The sequence below is a fragment of the uncultured Thiodictyon sp. genome (genome assembly GCA_903837595.1).
GTDB lineage: Bacteria > Pseudomonadota > Gammaproteobacteria > Chromatiales > Chromatiaceae > Thiodictyon.
Map to the genome: position 1 here is coordinate 1 of CAILVI010000315.1, position 2,487 is coordinate 2,487.

Below are 2,487 nucleotides of genomic sequence, written 5' to 3' on the forward strand. Positions count from 1 at the left end.
CCCAAAACCAGAATACGAAAAACCCGCATATACATGACTCCTATGTTTCTGCTATCTCGGCCACCGACTTGTAAAGCGTAGACCGTGCCACCCCCAGCAGCCGCGCCACGGCTTGGGGGCTGTCCCCCGCCTCTATCAGCTTGCGGGCATGGGCTACCTGTTCAGGAGAAAGCGCGGGCTTGCGTCCCAGTTTCACGCCCCGCCGCTTGGCGGCTTGGATTCCCGCACGGGTGCGCTCAGTGATTAAAGCCCGCTTGCCGTGTCTATGGCTTCCGTCAGGGACAGGAAGCCCACGCCGCGCCCCTGCAAGTCTTCCAGCACGGCCACAAGGTGAGGCAGCGACCGCCCGAGGCGGTCAAGTTTCCAGACCGTCAGCACGTCCCCCGCCGTGAGGGCAGCAAGGCACTTGTCCAGTTGTGGACGCGAGCGCAGCCCCCCGCTTTGCCCCTTGTCCGTGAAAATCCGCTCGCAGCCCGGCGCCTTGAGGACATCAAGCTGCAAGTCGGGGTTTTGGTCTTCTGTGGACACGCGGGCATAACCAATTTTCATGCCCACATTTTCGGACAGAATTAGCGGACGTGCAAGCGATTGAATCGCAGAGGTTTTGGTTTTGTTCGAAAAAGGATGGTTTGCCGGACAAGGGGCACACCAGCACCCCTCTCAGTGGATGTGCTTCGGCTCATCATCTTGAATTGGGATAAGCCGATACATTGCTTTTGGGAAAATCTCACCGCCTGCTTCTTCACCATATTTTTTTGTGAAGTGCTGCTTGATTTCTTCTTGCCATGCGGGCAAACGATAACTTATCGCTTCACCATTCATGCGTAGATTATCAATCAATAAGAGCGGACCTGTGCGCAAGAACCATTTGTGCATGATTCCCATACACTCTTCAAGATCCGCGTCCATGTCGGGCCAGGGTTCGCGTGTTTTCTTTTTGAACTCCTCAAAAGCGGCGCGGGCGCCCTTGACGCTTCCGTCATGTGCGGTCAACTTCGGCATAGTCATACGATCAACACCCATGATGGCGCGGCGAAAACGACCAAGAGATGAGCCCCTCGCCCTGGAGCGGGACAACCTCGGGGCAGATCAGGATACGTGTGAACATTAGTAACCCCAGTGTGACGGGCATGGGTACGAACAACCCGCTTGGAAGCCGCCGCACCGAGTTTTGATAATCAGTGAGCTACCGGATCGCTTAAGGATCTCAGTCACCGCGATGTTTTACCGCATTTTCGGTCGAAATTCACCGGTTTTGCTCTACCGTGGTGTTATAGCGATAAAACAGCGCCTTTACAGCGACAAAGTTGCATCTGGTGACGCGCATTTACAGCGACAAAATTGCACCTGAATGCAGGGCAGGATATGCGAAGTAGGCCCACACCCCGAAGGGTGTGCGCCTACTTCGCTCCCCTTATTCGCCTGTGGCTCAACGGGGTGTCTTGCCCTGCGGGCCGGGGCTACCGCCAGCCTCGACAGCCCAGCAAGACGGGGCAACCCGCTAGCGTTCTCGGCCCTCATCCCTGCTACGCTCCTGCACCTTCCCCGGGCTGGTCGTTGTCCGCTCCAGGGCCTCGACTGTCGGCGGTGTCGTCGGGGTGGGCACTGGCGCGGCTGCGTCGGGGTGATAGTCGAACCGATCCGCGACATACTCGCGGATCGCCTGCGTTGCCTCCTGATCACCGGCCCGCGCGTAGTGGTCGCCGATCCGGCTCCAGGCGGCGGCGCGTTGCTGGATCGCTGCGCCCTCCGTCTCGGCGTCGAAGCTCTTCGAGTGGGCCGCCCGCCGCCCGGTTCCTCGCTTACGGGGTTCCTCGATGTCCCTGCGATAGCCGCCCTTGCCTTTGCCCCGGCTATATGCGGGCGTTGCATCTGCCGCGATGCCGCGATGTTCCAGGGCCTCCGCAAAGTTCTCACGCCACGCTTGCAGATCCCGTTTACGCGGGTTAAGCCATGACCCATCGTCGCCTTGCAGGCTTACCGCAAGGTGCGCGTGATAGTGATTCCGGTCGTCGTGAAAGGCGAAGACATGATCGTTTTTCGTGAACGTCCCACCTAAGAAGTCGCGAACAGCTAACTCGAAAGCGCCGGTGTCGGTCCCCTCTGGCATCGACAGCATCAGGTTCATGGTCACCCGTTCACGCGGTCTGCGCTTAACCGCCTGGCCGTCTGCCGCGGGCGGATCGCTCAACCGCTCCGCGAGTTCGTCCAACACGTCGCGCGGCTGGCGGTCGGACCGCGCCGCTAATGCATGGAGGTCATCGCCTTGGTTGTCGAATACTTCGTTCTCGCCTTTGCGGCTGATATAATCCAGATGCGCGGCGACCGCTTTTTGTGACTTGCCGAATGAGGTAATCTTTACCATCACCTGCGGCTTGCGTTTCGTCACGGCGAGCAAGGCGCGGCGCTGCGCCGGCGGACTGAGTGTCCTTTTGCTGCCGGCGGCCGTGGCGCTTGTGCGGCTGCGGCTAGTTCGCGGCGCTTGCG

4 protein-coding genes are annotated in these 2,487 nt (G+C 59.7%); all 4 read right to left on the reverse strand.

The window, feature by feature from the left end:
* Positions 1–40: 40 nt before the first annotated feature.
* Positions 41–196, reverse strand: coding sequence for a helix-turn-helix domain-containing protein (locus tag QZY44_RS35840; RefSeq protein WP_365304708.1), 156 nt, complete (start codon positions 194–196; stop codon positions 41–43).
* 47 nt (positions 197–243) lie between these two features.
* On the reverse strand, positions 244–549 hold the full coding sequence (locus QZY44_RS35845) for a recombinase family protein (protein WP_365304711.1): 306 nt from the start codon (positions 547–549) through the stop codon (positions 244–246).
* A gap of 111 nt (positions 550–660) precedes the next feature.
* The gene (locus QZY44_RS17315; RefSeq protein ID WP_295448919.1) at positions 661–1,002 is read right to left on the reverse strand and encodes a hypothetical protein; all 342 of its coding nucleotides are present in this window, start codon (positions 1,000–1,002) and stop codon (positions 661–663) included.
* A gap of 499 nt (positions 1,003–1,501) precedes the next feature.
* Complete coding sequence (locus QZY44_RS17320; RefSeq protein ID WP_295448922.1) at positions 1,502–2,398, reverse strand: hypothetical protein; 897 nt, start codon at positions 2,396–2,398, stop codon at positions 1,502–1,504.
* Positions 2,399–2,487: the final 89 nt, after the last annotated feature.

Coding starts and splice junctions, on each gene's coding strand:
- QZY44_RS35845 (WP_365304711.1), bottom strand. CDS start 549: ATGAAAATTGGTTATGCCCGCGTGTCCACAGAAGACCAAAACCCCGAC.
- QZY44_RS17315 (WP_295448919.1), bottom strand. CDS start 1,002: ATGCCGAAGTTGACCGCACATGACGGAAGCGTCAAGGGCGCCCGCGCC.